Genomic DNA, 20,129 nt, shown 5'->3' with positions numbered 1-20,129 from the left:
GTGGGAGTGATCGCCGGGCCCGCGCCGCACTTCAGCGGAGGTCCGTGGGTGACGCCTCTGGGGCACGCCGATCGTCACGGTCGCGACCGCCGCCCCGGTGAGTCACGGGGAGCGACGACAGACGGCCCCCGTATGAGAGTCGGGGGCCCTCCCGGGACGCGCGTCCCCGGAGGGCCCCCGACATTCCGTCGGGCGGCCGTCATGCCGTCAGGGGAGTGCCGAGGGGGACGCCGACGCGAGTCGGCGTGCCGGGACCGCCGGCGGGCGACACCCGTGCCCGACCGACGGTCCCCTGCTCCCTGCCCTCGCCCCGAAGGGTGCTCAGTAGCCGTAGGCGGCCAGCGTCGACTGGATGGTGGTGTCCGTGTCCCACGTGTTGTTGAACAGGTCGCCCCAGGCGGTCGCCGCTCCGGGGTTGCCGCCGGTCAGGGCGACGCCGTACTGCTCGATGTCCCCGTAGCCGGAGTACGTGCTCGGGTCGACCTCGGTCCACGTGTTGGGGTCGTTCGCCGTGGTGCCGTTGAGCGAGCTCGACGTCCAGCTCACGTTCACGACGTTCGACTTCGCGACGAGACCCAGCTGGGTGTTGCCGCCGGCGTTGGCCGTCACCGCGCCCCGCACCTGGCTGATGCCCGACTCCAGGCGCACCTTGCACGCGGTACCCGCGCTGTCGCACGCGCTGCCGCGGAAGACGTTCTGGCCGGCTCCGCTGTCGACCCAGGAGAAGCCGTTCTGGGTGAGCGCCTGCTTGGACGCCGCGCCGAACGGCGCGGAGGCCGGGTCGGCGACCGCGATCCGGTTCCCGCTCGTCCCGAGCCAGGTCACCACGTCCGGGATGGTCGTGGGCGCGCCGCCGGACACGGGCGACGCGTCGCACCGGGGCGACTGGGCCTTGCCGTTGCCGCTGCCGTTGGCGTCCGCGCCGAGGGCCAGCGGCGGGCTCGCGGCGTTGGACGGGTCGTCACCCTTGGTCGAGCCCGCCCAGCTGCCGCTGCAGCTGTAGATCGCTAGCCGTCCGATGGCCACGAGGTGCTTGCTCGTGTAGTCGCCGTTGCACTCGACGGTTCCGCTCGCCGTGCACGTCCCGCCGTCCGAGGTCGGGATGACGGCGTCCACGTTCGTCTCGTCCGCCGACAGGAACGCGTCGATGTGCAGCGGCCCGTCGACGCAGTTGTTCGAGGTGGACGGGTTGCACGTGGTGTAGGGCCCGGCGCTCTTCAGCTGCTGGCGCAGGCTCCCCGACGTGATCCCGCGCATCGTCGACGTGTCGATCGCCGGCTTGTTCCAGAACCCGCCGACCTGCGACGCGTTGTTCGCGCTGAACGGGGTGAACGACTGGAGCGACGCGATCTGGCCCTTCATGTCCTTCACGGCCGGATACATGTTGTTCGCGATGCCGACCTCGGAGTCGGTGGTGGCGAAGGCCGTCGGCGCGGCGGCGACGAGCGCCGTCGCGAGGGCGGCCACCGTGAAGGCGTTCCGCAGGCGACGCGTCGCGGTGCGGCCGGACTGCGGAGCGCTGTGAGCGCTCCTGAACCATCTGTGCATTCTGCTGCTCCTCGTGGATCTGAAGGGTCGGCGGCTGCCGCACGTGCTGCCGGCGGGGTGAGGCAAAGCCGGACAACAGCCGGGCATCTGCCAGGTTTCCGGCATGGCGGTGCCGCACTTGCGCTGATGATGCTCACCTGACGGCCCGGTAGTCAACGGTTGACAACCGAAAGGGGCGCGGATGTAATGCACGCATCCAGCCTGCCGAGGGCCGGCGGGCGTGTGCCGTCGGTCCGCGGCAGCACGCACGGAAGGGGCTGGCAGCACGATGAGTAGAGGCGTGTCATGGCAGAGGTGAAGGGACCGTCGCGCCCGCGCGCGGTCAGGTGGGCCGCGGCGGCCCTCGTGGTGGTCGCGGTGGCGGTCGCCGTCGCGGTGTTCGCCCGGGGCGGCTCGGACCCGGGCGCCCAGGCCCGGGGCCCCGGAAGGGAATGGTGCACGCCGGGCACCCCGCGTACCGTGCTCTGCCCGGACAACGAGGTGTTCGACGCGAAGGAGTACGCCGCCCACGGCGACGCCTTCGAGTGCGCCGTCTTCGCCAGCCAGGCGGACGCCCAGGCGGTGCTGCGGACCGACCCGCGCGACCCGAACCACCTCGACGACGGAGGCGGCGTCGCGTGCCGCGGACTGCCGGAGCCGCGCGACACCGAACCGGTCGCCCGCATCGCCCAGCGGTTCACCTGCGGCCCGGACGACAGCCGCAGCGCGCTCTGCCCGCAACCGCGGCGGGAGTTCGACGCCCGGTACTTCCTGCGGTACGCCAACGACGCGTACGACTGCGCCGACTTCGCCCGACAGGCGGACGCGCAGGCCGTCCTCCGCTTCGCGCCGGCCGACCCGAACCGCCTCGACTCCGACGGCAACGGCGTCGCCTGCCCGGACCTGCCGGGACCCAAGGACGTCAAGCCCGTGCGGCGGGCGGCGCCGTGAGGCGGCGAGGGCTCGCGCGTGTGCACGGGCGGAACCTGACCCATCGAACGGAAGAAGCCCCGACTCCCATGACATCGGACCATCGCCCGCTCTCCTCGCGCGTGAGACGCGAGGACGGATTCACTCTCGTCGAGTTGCTCGTGGTCATCGTGATCCTGGGCATCCTCGCCGCCATCGTGGTGTTCTCCGTCAGGGGCATCGGGGACAAGGGCCGGAGCAGCGCGGTCGCCGCCGACGCGGCCACCCTGCGCACGGCGCAGGAGTCCTACTGCGCCCGCCACGGGCACTACGGGACCGTCGACGACCTCAAGGGCGACGGACTGATCTCCGGCGATCCGGTCTACAACGCGATCGCCGTCGGCGAGGAGAACAAGTGCGGTCGCGGCGCGAAGTCGTCGTTCACCCTGTACGACACGGCGCCGACGAAGACCGGCAAGGACGCGATCCCGGTGGCCGCGAACCCGACCGACCTCGCGGTCGACGAGAAGGCCGACCGCGTGTACGTGGCCTCCGGCGGCAGCACCACCGGGACCGTGACCGTGATCGACGGCAGGACCGACGAACCCGTCGGCTCCCCGATCGACGTCTCCAGCGCGGTGACGAGCCCGACCCGGATCGCGGTCTCCCCGGCCACCGGGAAGGTCTACGTCGGAGGGACCGGCGGCGTCGCGGTCATCGACACCGCCAAGGGCAACCTCGTCACCGAGGTCGGCGGATTCGACGCGGGCGTCAACGGTCTGGCGGTCTCCCCGGAGAACGGCGACGTCTACGTCGGCGGCGGCTCGCTGGTCAGTCCGGTCGTCGCCTACATCCCGGCGGGCGGCACCACGGCGACGGCGATACCCCTGCCCGCGGCGGGGCTCGTGAGCGCGGGCAACGGCATGGACTTCTCCTTCGACCCCGCGCGCCACGCGGTGTACCTCGCCAAGAGCAACCTGGGTACGGGGGAGGGCCTCGACGCGAGCATCGGACTCTTCGCCATCTCGTCGCAGACCCACCAGGCCCGGCTCGTGTCGCGTTTCCCGACGAAGTCGGGCTGCGGCACCAACGCCGGCGACGTCCTCGTGAACACCTCCGTCCGCGGGAGTGCCGTCGTCGATCCGAACAGGAACCTCGTCTACCTCCTCGCCAGGCGGTGCGTCCCGGACCCGCAGAACCCCACGGGATCGTGGAAGTCCGTGGCCACGACCATCGTCATCGACCCCCGCGACGGCAGCTCCACCCCGATCGACGACCCGGGAGGCGTCGCGAGCTCTCCCGTCTCCGCCGTCTACAACGCCGCGGCAGGGGCCGTCTACGTCTTCTCCAGCGTGGGAGGCGGGAACCCCCAGTGCGGTACCTCCGCAGGGCGCATCAGTCGCGTCGTCGGTACGGAGGCCACCCGGCTGGCGCCGGTCTGTCAGGTGTCGGGCGGCGGGAACGCGGCGCGCAAGATGGCCGTCGCGAGGAACCTCAACAGGATCTTCGTCGCCCAGCTCAAGACCGACACACCGGGCGGCGTGAGCTCTCCGGGCGGGCTCGGCGTGGCCGACGGCACCACGCTGCTGACCCAACCGCCGCTCGGATCACGTCAGTTCGGCATGCTGGCCGTGAACAACGCGAAGGCGAAGGTGTACGCGGTCGATCAGGCCAACGGGTCGGTCGCCGTGTTCCGGACGAGTTCCGACTAGGGCCGTACCGGACCGGTCGGTCACCCTCCCGCAGGGGCGGGTGACCGACCGGCTGGGAGCAACGACGCGTACGCCGACACGCCGAAGGCGACGTGACGGCGTGAAGTCGTGGCGATGTGGCGACGGCGGAAACACCACGGCCGGCCCGAGGTTCCTCGGGCCGGCCGTGTTCGGTCGGTTCAGGCGAGGTCGAGGAGTTCCGCGTGGACGGCCGCCTGGCCGCCGCACTCGTCGACCAGGGAGACCTGGAGGATCCAGTGGGCCCGCCACCCCTCCTCCAGCGTGCGGCGCAGGGGCAGGCCGTTGTCGGGGCCGATGAAGGACTCCCGCATCGCCTCCGCGTACCCGGCCGGCGCCGTACCGGTCAGCCGACCGCAGTGCCACGAGCCCGTCCGCCGTCCGGCCCGGGCCGCCAGGTCGCGTACCCGCGCGTGGAGCTCGCGACCGGTGAGGGAGCCGTCGGCCCGGAACGCGGCACGGGCGCCGGCGGCCACGACAGCCAGATCGTCCAGGAGGCGCCGGCCCGCGAGGCCGTCGCCGAGGGCCACGGTCCGGGCGAAACCCGTCTCGTACGGCGCCAGCAGCGGCTCGAAGTCCAGCACGACCAGGTCCTGCGGGCCGATGACCCACCCCGGCCATCCCCCGCCGACCACGGTGTTCGGGCCCGAGCGGACGAACCTGCGGCCGACGAGGCCCGCCCGCACGCCGAAGAGCTCCCGGGCGATCAGGGCGATCCGGTTGTCGACCTCCTCCTCGCTGCGTCCGGGCCTGATCACCTGGGTGGCGATCACCTCGCGGTACAGGTGCTGCGCCATGCGCTGGCCTTCCAGCAGGTGCAGGGCCCGCAGCCCCATGTCCATGCGGTCCAACGTCGTCATCGTGCGTCCTCGCAGTCAGCCCATGCCCGTGCCGCTCTGTCGCCGGGCCCGTCGACGCCCGGGGGCCGTCCGCACCGGTCACGGCGCGGCGGGGCGGGCCCGAGGCGCGAGGAGAGTGAGACCGGCGCGAAGGGGGAGCCCTGAGCACGCGGCCGAACCTAACAGCGGGCCCCGGCGCGGCATCACCGGTGGATCATCCAGTACTCGGCCCGGGGCGGGGCGCTGCGCTGGGTGGTCGTACGAGGACGCACGGTAGGGCGTTGTCCGGAGCGGGGCGCGGGAGGTGAGGCGCCCCGTGCTCTCCGCGGGTGCCACGAGTCGCCCTCCGGCGGCGAGGCCTGGGGGGCGTACGCCGTGACGTGAGAGCACGGGTGTGGCCTAGAGTGCGGGTGTGGCGTCGTACAGCATCGGGCAGGCCGCGCGGTTGCTCGGAGTGAGTTCGGAGACCGTCCGCCGATGGGCGGACGGCGGCAAGCTCGGCATGGAGCGGGACGGTGCCGGCCGGCGGGTGATCGAAGGCGTGGCCCTCGCCCGCTTCGCGCAGGAGCGCGGCGCTGGGCTGCACGCCGTGCCGGAGGGCGACGTCCCCACGTCGGTGCGGAACTCCTTCGTGGGCATCGTGACCGGCGTGCGGGTCGACGACGTGGCGGCCCAGGTCGAGGTGCAGGCGGGGCCGCACCGGCTGGTCTCGCTGGTGACCCGCGAGGCGGTCGAGGATCTCGCGCTCGACGTCGGGGTCACGGTGACGGCCCGGGTGAAGTCGACCAGCGTGCACATCGACCTGCCCTGACCCGACCCGACCCGGACACGCGGCCCGAGCGGTTCCCCACCGCCGAGGCGTGACGTACGCGGGCCTTCCCGGCCGTCCGGGAGCGGCAGCCCGCAGCCCCCGTGAACGTGCCCGCCGTGCGCAGAGACGATCACCACGCGCGCACGTGCGGTGACCCCGGGCCGACGCCGACGTCCGTCATGCCTCCGACCCGCCCGGGCGACGAACGCGCCGTCCGCCCCTCTTGTCGGTTCCTCTGAGTGATCTCGCATCCGCGATGGAGGGTCCCACGACGTTGTTGCAAGTGAGATCCAAAGCCGCCTACGGTGTCGCATATGCAGTCCCACACGATCGGGCGGGCCGCCCTCCTTCCCGGCATCGGGCCGGACACGGCGCGACGCCCGGTCGGCGTCGGCCGCGTCGCGAACCACCGCGGCGAGAGCGGTCGGCGCGTGAGCGACGGGACGTCGTTCACGGCGATCCCGGCCAGGGAGGAGCTGGGACTGGAAGTCGGCATGCAGGCCACCGCCCGCGTGAAGTCGACCAGCGTGCACCACGAACGCACCTGACCACCCCTCACGCAGTACGCACCACACCTCGGCCGTCGGCGCGGCCGGTCTGTTCACCCGTTCCCCCTTCCACTCCAAGGAGTCCCGACCCTCATGACCCTCACCCCGACCAGACGCCGGACCGCTGCCGCCGTACTGACCGCCGCCCTCCTCGTCCCGCTCGCCGCCTGCGGCAACGGCGACACGAAGAAGGACGCCAACGGCTCGACCGCCTCCGGCTCCGCCGGCGCCGCGCCCGCCGCGAACCTGACGGTCCTCGCCGCCGCGTCCCTCACCGACGTCTTCAAGACCGCGGGCGCCGCGTACGAGAAGGCCCACCCCGGCACCAAGCTGACGTTCTCCTTCGCCGGCTCGCAGGAGCTGGTCGCCCAGGTCTCGCAGGGCTCTCCCGCCGACGTCCTGGTCACCGCCGACACCAAGAGCTTGGACAAGGTGAAGGCCGACACGAGCACCCCGGCGATCATCGCCACGAACCGGCTCGTGATCGCCACCGGCGAGGGCAACCCCTTCAAGGTCGACGACCTCAAGGACCTCGCCGACACCAAGCTGAAGGTCGTCCTCGCCGCCCCCGAGGTGCCGGCCGGCAAGTACAGCAAGCAGATCCTCGACAAGCAGAGCATCACGGTGAAGCCGGTCTCCCAGGAGCCCAACGTGCGCGCCGTCCTGAGCAAGGTCGAGCTCGGCGAGGCCGACGCGGGCCTCGTCTACAAGACGGACGCCGCCAGCGCCGCCGACAAGGTCGACGCCGTCGAGATCCCCGACGACCAGAACGCCGTCGCGAAGTACCCGGCCGCCACCTTGAAGGACTCGAAGAACGCCGAGGCCGCGGAGGCGTTCGTGGCCTGGCTGTCCTCGCCCGAGGGGCAGAGGATCCTGCAGGACGCCGGCTTCCAGAAGCCGTAACCCTCGGGGTGCGCGCACGTGGAGGGGCTGCCCGGCCCGGGGGACCGGGCAGCCCCTCCACGTCGTCATGGGACGGTGCGACACCCGCGGCCGCTCCCTGCCCAGGGTGGGCGCAAGGCCGGCGGCGATCCGCGCCACCGTGTCGCATACTGTCCCCCCCCGCCTGCCTCTGTCACCGGGACCACGAACGTCCGCTCCGCCCCTGAGGGAGAACCGCCCATGCCGGAGACCAGCCCCTCGACCGTGCGCGACTGGCTGCGCGGCATCGAGGTCTTCGCCCGCCCGCTGCCCGTGTTCGAGCCGGAGAAGGCGCCGGCCGAGCCCTCCGGGCTGTTCCTGACCTGGCTCACCGAGGCGGTGGACGCCGGCGTCCCCGACCCGCACGCCATGACCCTGGCCACGGTCGACGAGGCCGGGGACCCCGACGCCCGCGTCCTGATCCTCAAGAACGCGGACTCTTCGGGCTTCCAGTTCGCCGCGCACGCCGCCAGCCCCAAGGGCGTGCAGCTCGCGGCCGTTCCGCGGGCCGCACTCACCTTCTACTGGGCGGAGTTCGGGCGTCAGGTCCGGGTCCGCGGCAGGGTCGTCCCCGACACACCGGAGCGCTCGGCCGCCGACTTCCTCGCCCGCGGGCCGATCGCGCGGGCCGAAGCGCTCCTGGCCGGCCAGAGCCGCTACCTCGTAGACCCCGAAGCGCGCGAGCGTGCCCTGGAGAGGAGCCTGGCCCGGGTCGAAGCCGAGCCGGAACTCGTCGACCCCGCCTGGACCCTGTACACCGTCGTGCCGGACACGGTGGAGTTCTGGCAGGCGGCCGCCAGTCGCGTCCACGTCCGCCTCCGGTACGAGCGGGAGTCCACCGGCTGGCAGCGGCGACGCCTCTGGTCGTGAACCGTCCCGCGGTCCCACCCGCAGGGCGCCGGCTGCCGCGTCCTCACCGGTGATGCGTCATCGGCGCGCCGGTGCGAGCCGATGCGCGTCGGTGAGGCGTACGTGGGGCGCCGATCAGGCGGCGGAGAGCGAGATCTCCGTGGACTTGATCAGCGCCACGACGGAGGTGCCGGCCGCCAGGCCGAGGTCCTCGACGGCGTCCTTGGTGATCGCGGCGGTCAGCTCGCCGCCCTCGACGGAGACCTTCACCGAGCCCATGGCGGCACCGGTGGCCACCTCGGTGACGGAGCCCGCGAGCTGGTTGCGGATCGACAGGCCCTCGACCGGCCCCGTCGCCAGGGCGACCTCGGTCGACTTCACCAGGGCCTTCACGGCGGTGCCCTCGGCCAGCCCCAGGTCCTTGACGGCGTCCGCGGTGATCGCGGCGGTGATGTCCTGACCACCGGCCAGACGCACCTTCACCGAGGCCATGGCCTCCCCGGTGGTGACGGAGGTGACGGTGCCGGGGAGCTGGTTACGGATGGACAGGGTCATGGAACACGCCTCACAGAACTGGAGAATCGCAGAAGTCACTTCTGTGACCTGCTTCGTCGCCGACGCTACCGGAAGGGGAATGGAGCGCGGTTTGCCACGTCTCATCCACCAGTCGAACGGGCGTATTCGGCTTGCTGATTCGGCAGATCTGCAAGAGCTGTGAAAGCGGCCCGGGAGGATTGACTGACCTGCGGATACGTCGTCGACTCGGCGCGCATTCCGGATTCTCCGACGATTGCTCGTGAGTCGATCTCCCCTGCTCGCCCTATCTGTTGGATCAGCTGCGCGGCCACGCCTCCGAATTCCGCCGCAGCTGCAAGGATTCGGGGTCGAACGTGCCGCAGGGACCGGTTGGATGATCGACCGTGAGGATCCCGGCCGGGAGGGCTGAATTCTGTGGCCGGATCCAATCGCCCTCACCGCGCGGTGGCTGCTTGACTGTGTCGCGTCGCCGCCGAGGCGGAGGAGTGGCTCTCGCCGCGCTCGCTGATCGACCGGAAGGGCCCTGCGTGTTGTTCGCGGTGTTCTGCACGCAGGGGCCCTTTGACCGGCGGGCCCGTCCCGCATCGGCGCCATGCGACCGGGCCGGGCGGCCCGCGACGCCCGCGAGTGTCCCCTCCGTGTCTCCGGCCCCGTCGAGCTCCTCGTACGACCCGGGTCCTATGCGTGAGACGTCGACACCTCCGACCCACAGATGCGGTCCTGTACGGGTGATCATCCAGGCATCTGTGAATGCGTTGTGCGAATAACCTCGCAGCTGCAAGATGGAGCAGCGGGGGCGGTGTCCCGGGCGACCCCGAACGCACCGCTCGGGGCGGCTTGCCGTGCCTCCCGCCGTATCCGTTACTCCTGCTCACGAGGCGAGGCCGGACAGATGACGACACGTACCGACGACAGTATGGCCGTCGACACCGACCACGGCGCCGTCGGCCCCGGCCATGGCGCCCCCGACTCCGGCCACTTGGACCACTCCGGGGTTCTCGGTCGGTCCGGCGCCCGCCGCCGCCCGGACGGGCGCATCGCCCGGTTCGTCGCCCGAACCCTGGGCGACGCCCGAACCGTCCTCAACGTCGGCGCCGGTACCGGCTCCTACGAGAACATCGGCGGCATCGTCACCGCCGTCGAGCCGTCGGCCGCCATGCGGGCCCGGCGCCCGGACGGGCGGGCACCGGCCGTGAACGCCGTCGCCGAGGAGCTCCCCTTCGCGGACGGCACCTTCGACGCCGCCATGACGCTCTTCAGCGTCCACCAGTGGAGCGACGTCACGGCCGGCCTGCGGGAGATGCGCCGCGTGACCAGCGGCCCCGTCGTCGTCCTCACCTGCGATCCCGCCCTCGTCCGCGACTTCTGGCTGTACGCGTACGCACCCGCCGTCCTCGACACCGAGGCCCGCAGGTACCCGGCCGTCGACCGCATCGCGGCCGCCCTCGGCGGAACCGTCACCGTCGAGGCCGTCCCGATCCCGCTCGACTGCACCGACGACTTCGACGAGGCGTACTACGGTCGCCCCGAGATGCTCCTCGACCCCGTCGCCCGGCAGGCGTGCTCCGCCTGGAGCTTCGTCGACGACACGGCCCGCGAGCACTTCGACCGCACCCTCCGCCGCGACCTGGCCTCGGGCGCCTGGGACGAACGCCACGGCCATCTGCGCGACCGCCCGACGTACCAGGGCTCCCTCGTCGTCATCGGGTCGACTCCGGAAGGGTAACCGCGGGTCCACTCCCCTCCGGGCGTCCGAGGAGACCGCCACGGCCGCGGACGGCCCCGTGGCACGCGGTCGCGATCCGGCCTGGAGGAAGTCCCCTCTCCGGCCGATCACACGAGTATGTCTTCCGATCCCGAGGGCTCCGCCGCGACGCCCGCCGAGACCACCGCCGAGTCGGAGCGCCACGCCTCCTGGCTCGAGCTGTTCTTCGACCTGGTCGCCGTCGCCGGCATCGCCCAGCTGGCCCACCTCCTGCACGACGATCCGGACCGGGGCGACCTGGGGCTCTACTGCCTGCTGTTCCTGGCGTTCTGGACCGCCTGGATGTGCTTCACCACCTACGGGAACGTCGCCGCGAGCAAGGCGCACACCCGGACCATCCTCCTCGGCATGTTCGGGCTGGCCGTCATGGCCGCGGCCGTGCCCGGGATCGAGTCCGACCACGGACGGGCCTTCGCGCTCGCCTACGTCCTGGTGCGCTTCCTCGCCTCACGGGTCTGGCAGGCCCGCGGCGAGGTCGTCGTCGACTGGCCGACCGCGCAACTCACGGTGGGCGTCCTGCCCTGGCTCGTCTCCCTGTGGGCGGAGACCCCGACCCGCTACTGGTTGTGGGCGGCCGGACTCGCCATCGACCTGGGACTCACCTTCGTCCTGTCGCGCAACCGGCTCCTGAACCGGGCCACGGAGGAGTGGCAGGACCGGCACGGGAGCCGCGAGCGCCCGCCGCGGACGCGCCCCGTGGCCGCCCGCTTCGACCCGAGGCACCTCGACGAGCGGCTCGGGCTGTTCACCCTCATCGTCATCGGCGAGAGCGTCGCCCTGGCGGTCGAGGCCGCCTCGGAGGCCGAATGGGACGGCCGGCTGGGCACCCTGGCCGTGGGCTCCTTCGTCCTTCTCCTCGCCCTCTGGGCGCTCGCGGTCCGCCGCTCGTGCGGTGTGCCCCTGCTCGGATTCGGGGTGCTCGCCCCGCGCTTCGCGCTCCCGCTCCACTGCGTGGCCACCGGCGCGCTCGCCGCGCTGGCCGCGTCCCTCGGCGGAGCCATGGAACACTCCGAGGGACCGCTGCCGGCGAAGGTGCGCTGGCTGATGTGCGGCAGCATCGCCGTGTTCCTGGCGGTCGGCCTCCTCGCCGGGGCTCTGTCGGGGCGCGGCCTTCGGTGGGTCCTGGCGGTCGGCGTCCCCATCGTCCTCGCACCGGTCGTCCTGGCCGCCGCCACGAGCGACGGACATCCGGGTGCGCTCGTGTGGATCCTGGTGGTGGTGGCCCGCTGGCCCTGGTTCTACGACAAACGCATCGCACACGCTCCGGTCTCGGACCCGGACATCTGAGCGGAATCCGCGTCGAAGGCAGCGCTGCCGCCGGGACGAGGGGCGCACCCGTACGCCCGCCGGGCACCGGGCGTGCGGGGAACGCGACGGAGCCCGCGCGTCGAACGCCTGACTCCCGGCCGCCTGCCCGAAAGGATGAACAGCACCCGTTGACGGCGTTTCTCCCCGCCGCCGCCGTCACCCTGCTGACGTGCGCAAAGAGCTCGACCACAGGGTCCCGTCCCAGCGGCCGTCCCCCGGAGCGGAGGCCCCCGTCCCACCCGCCCCGGTCCTGACCGGTCACCGGGCCGCGCCCCTGCTGCGGGACCGCACCCGGTACTGGGTCGACCGGACCGTCGTGAAGGGCATGACCGCCGTCGCGGGCTGGCTCGCGCTGGCCTGCCTGGCCGTGGTCGCACCCGCGAGCGCCCTCCTCGTCTGGACCGACAGCCGCTCGCCCGACACCCTCCAGGGGAAAGTGGAGACGGTCTGGCGGACGGTCGGCCAGACCCTCCGACTCGGCGGCGAGGTCGGCCCGCCGCTGCGGATCGTCCTCTCCGTCCTGCTGGCCCTCGTCTCCCTCCTCTACGTCTCCACCCTCGTCGGCCTCGTCACCACGGCGATCACCGACCGGCTGACCGAGCTCCAGCGCGGGCAGTCGACGGTCGTCGAGCGCGGTCACTCGCTGGTCCTCGGCTGGTCGGAACAGACCCCGACGCTCGTCGCCGAGCTGCTCGCCGCCCACGCACAGCGGCGCAGCAGCGCGGTCGTCGTCCTCGCCGACCGCGACAAGCTCGACATGGAAAGGGAGTTGAGACCCCTGCTCGCCGCCGCCGGAGGCCGACGCGTCCGGCTGCTCTGCCGACGTGGCCGCCCCGCCGACCCGGCGGCCCTCGCCCGGGTCAGCCCGGCGGCCGCCGCGGCGGTCGTGGTGCTGCCGCCGGACACCCCCGAGGCCGACACCCAGGTCGTCAAGACCCTGCTCGCGCTGCGGGCCGTGGTCGGCGACGCCCGCGCCGTACGGGTCGTGGCCGCCGTCCGGCAGACCCGGCACGTCGCCACGGCCCGGCTCGCCGCGGGACCCGGCGCCGTCGTCCTCGACGTCGACGGCATCACGGCCCGGATCCTCGTCCAGTGCCTCGTCGAGCCCGGACTGTCCCGGGTCCTGGAGGACCTGCTCGACTTCGCCGGCGCCGAGCTGCACGTCCACCGGGTTCCCGGGCTCGTCGGCCGGACCTTCGCCGAGCTGAGGGCGGCCTGCGCGGACGCCTGCGTCGTGGGCGTGGTGCGTCCGGACGGCTCGCCGCTCCTCAACCCGCCGCCGCGCACGGCGCTCGGCCCCGGAGACGCCGTCGTCGTCCTCGCCCAGGACGACACACCACCGACCTGGACCACACCCACGGCGACCCCCCTCCCACGACCCTCGTGCGCACCGCCCGCGCCCTCACCCGACGACCGCACCCCTGTCCGCCGTGTCCTCGTCCTCGGCTGGAACCGGCTGGGCCCCGACGTCGTCGACGGTCTCGCGCGCAACGGCTGGGAGGCGGTGCGCCAGACGGCGTTCCCCGCCCCCGACCCGTCCCGTCGCCTGCTCGTCCTCGGCGGTCCCGACGGTCACCTCGACCCCGACGAGTACACCCTGGTCACCCTCCTCCGGCTCCGCGCCGCGGAACGGGAGTCGGGTTACCGGAGCCCGACGGTCGCCGAACTCACCGACGCCCGGCACCAGCCCCTCGCCCCGGCCGGCCCGCACACGGACCTCGTGGTCGGGGGGAGGCTCGTCGGTCTGCTGATGTCCCAGGTCTCGCAGACGGCGGAACTCGCGGCGGCGTTCGACGAACTCTTCTCCCCGGCGGGCAACGCGGTCCGGCTCCGGCCCGCCACCGACTACGTCCCGGCCGGGACCGAGACGTCGTTCGCGGCACTCGTCGAGGCGGCCGGACTCCAGGGCGCCACGGCCCTCGGGTACCTCCCCGGCGACTCCCGGATCCCGCTCCTGAACCCGCCGAAGACGGCCGTGCGGTGCTGGACGCCCGAGGACGTCCTCATCGTCGTCACCGCGGCAGCAACCCTCCAGCCCACAAGAGGTGATCGCATGTGATCGGATGTGAGCATGCGTAATCGGACCTTGTACCTGTTCAGCTCCGCCGCCCCGCCCGTCTTCGACATCGCGCACGCCATCGAGGACGCGCAGGCCGACGGCTGGGACGTCTGCCTCGGTCTCACCCCCACCGCCGCCCGCTGGCTCGGCGCCTCCCTCGACGGCCTCGCCGTGCTGACCGGCCATCCCGTCCGCTGGGACTACGAGTTGCCCGGCCGGCCCGACGTATGGCCCCAGGCGGACGCCGTCCTCCTCGCGCCGGCCACCTTCAACACGATCAACCAGTGGGCGCTGGGCCTCACCGAGAAGTTCGTCGTCGGCGTCCTGTCCGAGAGCCTGGGGCGGCGGATCCCCCTCGTGACCATGCCGTGCGCGAACTCCGACTACGTACAGCACCCGGCCTTCGAGCGATCGGTGGAGACCCTCCGCGAGGCCGGAGTGACCGTCCTCTACGGCGAGGGCGGGTTCCTGCCGAACCAGCCGGGTTCCCCCGTGGTCTTCCCCTGGGAGACGGCGCTCCGCGTCGTCACGGCGGAGGCGTACGACCCGGACCGCGGCGACCGGGCCAGGTGACGGCCGACCCGACAGGCACCGTCGGCGCTAGCGTGTACGACCATGGCTGACATCTTCGAACTCATGATCACGCTGGATCTGCGCGACGAGTTGTCCGAGGACGAGCTCGCCGAGCTCCGATGGCACCTCGGGCTCGGCCCCCGGCCGGAGACCCTCGGCATCGTGACCGCGTTTCCGTACGTCCACGCAGGCGACGACGGCGTTCCGGTCGTCGAGGACGACCCCCAGCCCCTGCTCGGATATCACGGCGCGGGGTACAAGGTGCGGGGCCCGCTCGTCTCCGGCCTCCTCCGCCGGGAACGGACGGGAGCGGGGACGTGGGCTCTGACGAGCCGACAGGAGATCCACCCGGACGAGTTCGACCTCACCGGCGAGCTGCTCGGCTGGCTCGCGGAGAGGGCCGCCGACGGCCACCGGGGCCCCGACGGCGGTGTCGAGCTGGGATGGATCCGGTTCCACGAGTCGAGCCGGGCGGAACCGCTGGTCGCGCGTGACGGGGCTGTCGCGTGGCCCTCCTGACCCGGCCGGTCGTGACCCGGCCCGCCCAGTGACCCGGCCCCCTCGCGGTGGGCCGCCCGGACGGGCGCCCGGGAACGCGGCCCGGCGGCGCCCCCCACGGGGGGAAGGCGCACGCCGGGCGTCGCGGGCAGCCCCGGTGTCACGGCCGAGGAAGCGCCCCGCACCTGAGGCAGGGAGGGAGACCCCTCGCTCTCACTCTCCGTGCGGACGCTGCGGGGCCTCCGGTTCCGGCTCCGCGGGGGCCGGGCCGCGGAAGCGGGAGAGCGACTTCGTGAGGGCCTTCCACGGCGACGGGTCGTCCTTGGACGTCGCCGGCGACGCGGGCCGGGGGGCGCCGCCACCGCGGGACGCGTCGGCGAGGGCTTCCAGCGCCGACTCGGCGGCTTCGCGGTACAGGTCGCAGGAGGCCGTCATGGCTTCGAGGGCCTTGGCGTACTGGGTGACCATGGCCCGGGCGTGGGCGAGCTCCTCGTCGGGCGTGAGGAGGTGCCAGCCCTGGCGCAACCGCGTCAGAGCCTGCTCGGCCTCGGCCGGCAGAGGCCGGGGGAGCGCCGCGAACTCCTGGATCCTGGCCAGGAGCGCGGTGGGCTCCGTGCCGTCCAGGAAGACGTTGGGGACCGTGAAGTGCTCCCCGTCGTAGTCGAACAGCCGCGGTGTCGGCGGCAGGACGACGGCGCCGCCGCGCGGAATCCCCACACCCAGCTCACGCTTCATCACGAAGTCGGCGATGAGCGCCTGGTCCGGCGTGGCCCGGTGCTCGACCACCCGGTGCCGCAGGCTGGGCGGCAGGAACGCCGTGATCGGCCGGCGCCCCAGGGCGTCCGGCGTCATCGCCTCGTGGATCACCACGTGGACGGCCCAGCTCTGCCGGGTGCAGGCCCGCAGCAGACGACGCAGGTCGTCGTCGTCCTTCGGCAGGTGGTTCGCCGTCCGCAGGCGCACGTCCGGCAGTGTCTCGTGGTCCCAGGGGACCTGGTCGCTGTCGGGCCAGAACACGGTGGCCGGCGAGGGCCAGCCCGGCTCCCACGGCCGCTCGGCCTCGGCGGCGAGAACCCAGCCGACGCCCTCGCCCTTCGCGCGGCGCGACTCCGGATCGAACGTGGTCAGCTGTGCGCGCACGGTGACGTCGTCGGCGACACGCCATCGGGCCTCGAAGACCCGACGCGCCGACGGACCGGGATCGGCGGTCTCGTCCCGGGGGTACAGGTCGGTGGACCGTGCCGCCTCGACGGGATCGAGGTCCAGGAAGTCGTCGATCACCCGGGCCGCCTTGAGGGCGAGCAGGTTGCGCCGGACGTCCCGCTCGGGCTCCGGCCCGAGGTGACGCCCACGCCCGAGCCAGGCGGTGTCGGGGACGGTGGTCGATGAAGTGCTGTTCTTGTCCATGGAACCGTTCGGTGGGCGATCAGGGCCCGACCAGTATGGTCCGTGACCCGAGCGAGGGAAGGGGTGCCCCGTCGATCCGACGCCGATCACCCACGGGACCGACGGGGCCCGGTCCCCGGCCCGCCGCCGAAGGCCGGTCGGCGTGGGGCTACGCCTGCGTCGTCGCGGCGCGCGCCAGCGCGTGCGCCGTTTCGAGGGCGTCGGTGGCGGCGCACGGGACGTCCGGCTGTACGCCGGTGCCCTCCCAGTTCGCCTGCGAGACGGGGTTGACGGCGCGACCCGTCGGGATGGTGGCCTCCAGGTGCGGGTGCACCGTCCAGCCCTTGCACGGGTGTGCACCGCCGAGGGTGGGCTCGCCGACGATCGTGGCGCGGCCGAGCTGCTGGAGGTCGTACGCGAGTTCCTCGGCGGCGGAGAAGGTGCTGCCGCTCGTCAGTACGTACAGCGGCTTGCTTCCGCCGAAGCGCGCGCCGGGGACGTGCGGCAGGCTCCAGGACTGCTCACCGCCCTCCCTGTGCCGCCAGCGCATGGTGTTGAGGTGGGTGCGGCGGTCCAGGAGGTAGCTGCAGACGAAGGCGACCGAGTCGGGGTCCCCGCCGCGGTTGCCGCGGAGGTCGATGACCAGCGACGGGGCGCGGGACACCAGGGTGAGCGCCGCGGCCAGCGGCTCGGCCGCCCAGTCCAGGGGGAACAGCATCGGCCCCAGTTCCAGTACGGCCACCCCTCCGTCGAGCAGCTGCACCCGGGGCGCGCCGCCCAGCGACGCGTCGAAGTCCCGGCGCATGGCGGCCAGCGTGGCCGCGCCCTGCTCCGGGGACACCGGCTCCGCGTGGTGCTTGAGCCGCAGGTGCCGGTCGCCGTTGACGGACTGCAGGTCCGCGGTCACCAGACGGGCGAGTTCCTCGGCCCCCTCGGCGTCGTAGGCGCCTGCCGCGAGGCGCCGGCGCAGGAGGTCGGCGACCTGATCGGCTGTCTCGGGGAAGACGTAGTGCTCGGCCACCAGCCTGGCCGTCTCGTCGATGACCGGCGCCGGTGAGAGTGCTGTCGAGGTAGTCACGGGAAGGGAGTAGAGCACCGCCCTCCCGGGCTGGTCAACGACTTTCGAGACACCCGGCGCGCATGATCGTCCGTCGTCCTCCGTGACCGGCCGTCATGCCTCAGTGGAACTCGTGGGTCACCTGGATCTCGCCGACGAGGTGGGCGTTGAAGTCGTCCAGCTCCTCGGCCGGAACCCACAGCTCCAGGATCGTCCGCCCGCCGGCCTGCTGGACGGGGTACCTGCTCAGAAAGTCCGACTCGACCTCGAAACGGGTGACGAAGCCGGCGCCGCTGTGCTTCACGTTCCAGTCCCGCGCGATCCTGATCGCGTAGTCCTCGTTCAGGACGGGGTAGAAGATCGGCTGCTCGGGCAGACGGGGCGGCCAGGCACGCCAGTTCAGCCCGCGAACCAGCTCCAGCTCCTCGGGCCCGGTCGGGCGCCACAGGGTCGTCGTCGCTTTCAGGCCGGTCATCGTCTGCATCACTTTCGGGACGTGGACCGCGGGTCGGCGGTCCGGTGGGAGAGACCGGACGATACCGGCAGCGCGGGCGGGGCAGCCACGGGATTTCGGCGTCTTCCGAGGTGACGGGCCCGGGTCGGTGGAGGTGCGGCCAGTGGGCCCGTTCCGGCCGTGCCCGGCCGGAACGGGCGAGACGCTCAGCGACTGCCGCCGCGCCCCTTCCTGCGGAGGGATTCCGGCTTGTGGACCGCGGTCTTGCCGGTCTTGTCGCTCTCCACCTCGTACTGCGGATCCTCGGTGGAGGCGTCCACCGTGCGGCCGGCGGCCTTCGTGCGTTCGTCGATCTTCTTCTTCACCGTGCCTTCGACCCTCTGGCCGTGGCTCGACCAGGTGACATCGTCTCCGGGGGACAGCTTCTTCTTCGTCATCACCGCTGCTTCCGTCGCGTCGGCTCCGGCTTTCGGTGCCCGCCTCGCCACTGTCCCCTCCCCGGATCGGGCCCGCACGTCGGCGTCACGGCAGTGAGGGGCGAGGGTGCTGCGCGCTCATTCCTCGCTCGTGTCGTCCTGGTCCGAAGCCCCGTCGAGGGTCTCCAGGCCTCGGGTCCAGCGGGTGCGGCGGGCCTCGGCGGACTGGTCCCACCAGGGCGTGCCACGTTCGCCGAGAGCGACCTTCGCCGTGTGCACCCGGTCCCGGGCGGCGCGTTCGGCCTCGGAGTCCTGGGCGCGCAAGGCCGCGCCCACGCCGCGACGCGCGGTCATGAGGTGGGAGCGGAGCCGGGCGGCGACGTCTTCCGGGATCGCGGGGTCCGTGGCCCGCCAGCGTCGGCCCTTGACGACGACCCACCGTCCGTCAGGGGTCAGGGCGGGGGGCGGCTTGTCGGCGGTCACCGTTCCAGCCTGGCAGACGGACGCCGCCGCGCGAGGCGGCGGCGCCGCGGCGGGGGAGTGGCGCGGCGGGGGAGTGGCGCGTCCGTCCTCGTGCTGCGGCGACGGCGCCCGTACCCCTGGTGGTGACCGGGGTCCGGGCGCCGTCGCGGTGGATGTGCCGATCCCTGCGGGGGCCGGGGCTACAGGCCGCCGGTGTAGAGGAGCTTGTTGGGCGTGTTGGTGCTGAGGTTGTTCAGAAGGCCCTTGGTGGAGTTGCTGTCGAGCCACTGCGCGACCTCTGCGGGGCCGGCCGTCGGGTGCTCCGCCTTGTAGAGGGCGACGACACCGGCGACGTGCGGGGCCGCCATGGAGGTGCCGTTCAGAGCGACGGACCCGCCGCCCAGCCTCGCCGACACGATGTCCTGGCCGGGTGCGAAGATCTCGACGCACCGGCCGTGGTTGGAGAAGGACGTCTCCTCGTCCCACCGGTTGGAGGCCGCGACGGTGACCACGCCCGTCGCCGAGGCGGGCGAGACGTTGCAGGCGTCCTTGGCGTCGTTGCCCGCGGCGATGACGGGCAGGACCCCGGCCGCGGCGAGGGCGGTGGCGGCGTTGTTGAGGGCCGTGGACCTGTCCCCGCCCAGCGAGCCGTTCAGGACGGCCGGGTGGCGGGCGTTCTTGGCGACCCAGTCGAGTCCGGCGATCATGCCCGAGTAGGCGCCGCGGCCGTCGCAGCCGAGCACGCGGACGCTGACCAGACCGGCCTTGCGGGCGACCCCGTAGGTGTTTCCGGCGACGGTTCCCGCGACATGGGTGCCGTGGCCGTTGCAGTCCTGGCCGGCGCGGCCGTCGCCCATCGCGTCGAAGCCGAAGGCGGCCCGGCCGCCGAACTCGTCGTGGGCGTAGTCGATGCCGGTGTCGAGGATGTAGGCGGTCACACCGGCACCGTTGCCCCGTGTGGTGAAGTCGTTGTCGAGGGGCAGGTTCCACTGGTCGATGCGGTCCAGGCCCCAGCTGGCGGCCGGGCTGCGGGGGGCGGTCGACGCGGTCGGACGGGGCGGCGTGAGGACGACGGCGTCCTCTTCGACCGACGCCACACCCGGCGTCTTCCTGACCGTGTCGAGCTGCACCGCGGTGAGCGGCGCCGCGAACCCGTTGATGGCCTTGTCGTAGACGAACGTGGGCGCCAGGCCCAGCTTCTTCGCGGCGTCCGCCGCGTCCACGGTCGTGTCGAGCGTCACGATGTACTGGCCGGGCACCGCGTTCGCGGCGGTGGTCAGCGGCGCGGGGGTCGGGTCGGGGGCCGCGGGGGACGGGGCCGCCGTCGCCGTCGGGGCGGCGAGGGCCAGGGCGGTCACGAAGGCGCTCGCGAAAGCGAGTCTGGTACGTGTGTTCACGTCGTCGAGCGCATCACGCGCGAACGATCAGTGGCTAGGACTTTCGCCGCGATTCAGGCGGATGCCGGAAGCGTCACCGCAAT

The 20,129-nt window shown here is 72.8% G+C and carries 20 protein-coding genes; 11 read left to right on the top strand and 9 right to left on the bottom strand.

What is annotated here, in order from left to right:
- Positions 1–321: 321 nt before the first annotated feature.
- Positions 322–1,548, bottom strand: a complete 1,227-nt coding sequence (locus ACF09E_RS12980) for a hypothetical protein (RefSeq protein ID WP_392205232.1) — start codon at positions 1,546–1,548, stop codon at positions 322–324.
- A 285-nt stretch (positions 1,549–1,833) separates the two neighbouring features.
- On the opposite strand from ACF09E_RS12980, the gene ACF09E_RS12975 reads away from it, so the two are divergent.
- Entirely contained in the window at positions 1,834–2,478 is a 645-nt protein-coding gene (locus tag ACF09E_RS12975; protein ID WP_392205231.1) for a hypothetical protein, read from the top strand.
- 68 nt (positions 2,479–2,546) lie between these two features.
- The gene (locus ACF09E_RS12970) at positions 2,547–4,148 is read left to right on the top strand and encodes a prepilin-type N-terminal cleavage/methylation domain-containing protein (RefSeq protein WP_392205230.1); all 1,602 of its coding nucleotides are present in this window, start codon (positions 2,547–2,549) and stop codon (positions 4,146–4,148) included.
- Positions 4,149–4,327: 179 nt separating this feature from the next.
- On the opposite strand, the gene ACF09E_RS12965 is transcribed toward ACF09E_RS12970, so the two are convergent.
- Positions 4,328–5,026 carry a M24 family metallopeptidase gene (locus ACF09E_RS12965; protein ID WP_392205229.1) on the bottom strand — a complete coding sequence of 233 codons (699 nt, stop codon included), beginning with the start codon at positions 5,024–5,026 and terminating at the stop codon, positions 4,328–4,330.
- Between the two features lie 391 nt (positions 5,027–5,417).
- On the opposite strand from ACF09E_RS12965, the gene ACF09E_RS12960 reads away from it, so the two are divergent.
- The 4 genes from ACF09E_RS12960 (at position 5,418) to ACF09E_RS12945 (ending at position 8,155) form a co-directional block, all read left to right on the top strand.
- Positions 5,418–5,816 carry a helix-turn-helix transcriptional regulator gene (locus ACF09E_RS12960; RefSeq protein WP_361848862.1) on the top strand — a complete coding sequence of 133 codons (399 nt, stop codon included), beginning with the start codon at positions 5,418–5,420 and terminating at the stop codon, positions 5,814–5,816.
- A 314-nt stretch (positions 5,817–6,130) separates the two neighbouring features.
- A complete protein-coding gene (locus ACF09E_RS12955) occupies positions 6,131–6,364 on the top strand; it encodes a hypothetical protein (RefSeq protein WP_392205228.1) in 234 nt (77 codons plus the stop codon).
- A gap of 93 nt (positions 6,365–6,457) precedes the next feature.
- A complete protein-coding gene (gene modA, locus ACF09E_RS12950; RefSeq protein ID WP_392205227.1) occupies positions 6,458–7,267 on the top strand; it encodes a molybdate ABC transporter substrate-binding protein in 810 nt (269 codons plus the stop codon).
- 219 nt (positions 7,268–7,486) lie between these two features.
- Positions 7,487–8,155 (top strand): pyridoxal 5'-phosphate synthase, encoded by a 669-nt coding sequence (locus ACF09E_RS12945; RefSeq protein WP_392205226.1) that lies wholly within the window; start codon positions 7,487–7,489, stop codon positions 8,153–8,155.
- Positions 8,156–8,269: 114 nt separating this feature from the next.
- Here the strand turns inward: ACF09E_RS12945 and ACF09E_RS12940 are convergent, their stop codons facing one another.
- Positions 8,270–8,689 carry a molybdopterin-binding protein gene (locus ACF09E_RS12940; RefSeq protein ID WP_388800504.1) on the bottom strand — a complete coding sequence of 140 codons (420 nt, stop codon included), beginning with the start codon at positions 8,687–8,689 and terminating at the stop codon, positions 8,270–8,272.
- Positions 8,690–9,587: 898 nt separating this feature from the next.
- Between ACF09E_RS12940 and ACF09E_RS12935 the strand changes: the two genes are divergently transcribed.
- The 5 genes from ACF09E_RS12935 (at position 9,588) to ACF09E_RS12915 (ending at position 14,895) form a co-directional block, all read left to right on the top strand.
- Positions 9,588–10,397 carry a class I SAM-dependent methyltransferase gene (locus tag ACF09E_RS12935; RefSeq protein WP_392205225.1) on the top strand — a complete coding sequence of 270 codons (810 nt, stop codon included), beginning with the start codon at positions 9,588–9,590 and terminating at the stop codon, positions 10,395–10,397.
- Between the two features lie 117 nt (positions 10,398–10,514).
- Complete coding sequence (locus ACF09E_RS12930; protein WP_392205224.1) at positions 10,515–11,723, top strand: low temperature requirement protein A; 1,209 nt, start codon at positions 10,515–10,517, stop codon at positions 11,721–11,723.
- A 190-nt stretch (positions 11,724–11,913) separates the two neighbouring features.
- Entirely contained in the window at positions 11,914–13,803 is a 1,890-nt protein-coding gene (locus ACF09E_RS12925; RefSeq protein WP_392205223.1) for an NAD-binding lipoprotein, read from the top strand.
- 12 nt (positions 13,804–13,815) lie between these two features.
- Entirely contained in the window at positions 13,816–14,376 is a 561-nt protein-coding gene (locus ACF09E_RS12920; protein WP_392205222.1) for a flavoprotein, read from the top strand.
- A 42-nt stretch (positions 14,377–14,418) separates the two neighbouring features.
- A complete protein-coding gene (locus ACF09E_RS12915) occupies positions 14,419–14,895 on the top strand; it encodes a hypothetical protein (protein ID WP_392205221.1) in 477 nt (158 codons plus the stop codon).
- A gap of 192 nt (positions 14,896–15,087) precedes the next feature.
- Here the strand turns inward: ACF09E_RS12915 and ACF09E_RS12910 are convergent, their stop codons facing one another.
- The 6 genes from ACF09E_RS12910 to ACF09E_RS12885 all read right to left on the bottom strand — a co-directional run bounded on the left by ACF09E_RS12910 (position 15,088) and on the right by ACF09E_RS12885 (position 20,046).
- Positions 15,088–16,281 (bottom strand): hypothetical protein, encoded by a 1,194-nt coding sequence (locus ACF09E_RS12910; RefSeq protein ID WP_392205220.1) that lies wholly within the window; start codon positions 16,279–16,281, stop codon positions 15,088–15,090.
- A 148-nt stretch (positions 16,282–16,429) separates the two neighbouring features.
- Positions 16,430–17,338, bottom strand: a complete 909-nt coding sequence (locus tag ACF09E_RS12905; protein ID WP_392205219.1) for a S41 family peptidase — start codon at positions 17,336–17,338, stop codon at positions 16,430–16,432.
- 100 nt (positions 17,339–17,438) lie between these two features.
- The gene (locus ACF09E_RS12900; protein WP_392205218.1) at positions 17,439–17,792 is read right to left on the bottom strand and encodes a hypothetical protein; all 354 of its coding nucleotides are present in this window, start codon (positions 17,790–17,792) and stop codon (positions 17,439–17,441) included.
- Positions 17,793–17,977: 185 nt separating this feature from the next.
- Positions 17,978–18,208: a DUF2945 domain-containing protein gene (locus ACF09E_RS12895; protein WP_392205217.1), complete on the bottom strand. Its 231-nt coding sequence runs from the start codon at positions 18,206–18,208 to the stop codon at positions 17,978–17,980.
- Between the two features lie 117 nt (positions 18,209–18,325).
- On the bottom strand, positions 18,326–18,670 hold the full coding sequence (locus tag ACF09E_RS12890; protein ID WP_392205216.1) for a hypothetical protein: 345 nt from the start codon (positions 18,668–18,670) through the stop codon (positions 18,326–18,328).
- Positions 18,671–18,849: 179 nt separating this feature from the next.
- Positions 18,850–20,046, bottom strand: coding sequence for a S8 family peptidase (locus ACF09E_RS12885; RefSeq protein ID WP_392205215.1), 1,197 nt, complete (start codon positions 20,044–20,046; stop codon positions 18,850–18,852).
- Positions 20,047–20,129 lie beyond the last annotated feature (83 nt).

Source organism: Streptomyces sp. NPDC014891 (assembly GCF_043081085.1).
In the GTDB taxonomy this organism is placed as follows: domain Bacteria; phylum Actinomycetota; class Actinomycetes; order Streptomycetales; family Streptomycetaceae; genus Streptomyces.
This window is presented reverse-complemented; position numbering and strand designations above follow the sequence as displayed.